This window comes from Halorubrum sp. SP3, assembly GCF_005435195.1.
Taxonomy (GTDB): domain Archaea; phylum Halobacteriota; class Halobacteria; order Halobacteriales; family Haloferacaceae; genus Halorubrum; species Halorubrum sodomense.
Window position 1 is genome coordinate 1 of sequence record NZ_SGTU01000337.1, and the last position, 489, is coordinate 489.

The 489-nt window shown below is 67.3% G+C and carries 1 protein-coding gene; it reads left to right on the plus strand.

Going from position 1 to position 489, the window contains the following annotated elements; translation table 11 throughout:
• Window positions 1-489: PstC family ABC transporter permease (locus EXE42_RS16780; RefSeq protein ID WP_137707041.1), on the plus strand; the 489-nt coding region annotated here is incomplete at both ends.

Consider the following 489-nt stretch of genomic DNA (forward strand, 5'->3'; position numbering starts at 1 on the left):
GCCCGCGCTGAAGGCGACGCTGTTCCCGGAGATGAGCACGTTCAACGCGCTCGCGGCGTCGATCATGGTCGGGATCATGACGATCCCGATGGTGTCGTCGATCTCCGAGGACGCCATGAGCGCGGTGCCGGACGAACTGCGCCAGGCCGGCTACGGGCTCGGCGCGACCAAGTTCGAGGTGTCGACGGGCATCGTCGTCCCGGCGTCGATCTCCGGGATCGCCTCCTCGTACATCCTCGCCGTCTCCCGCGCCATCGGCGAGACGATGATCGTCGTCGTTGCGATGGGCGCGCAGGCGCGGATGCCCGAGGTCCAACAGGCGCTGTTCGGGATTCCGTTCGTCAACCCCGCCGACGTGCTCCTCCAGTCCGGGATGACGATCACCGTCGCGATGGTCCAGATCACCGGCGGCGACCTCACCGGCGGCACGCTCCCGTACAACTCCATGTTCGCGCTCGGCCTCGCGCTGTTCGCGGTAACGCTCGTTAT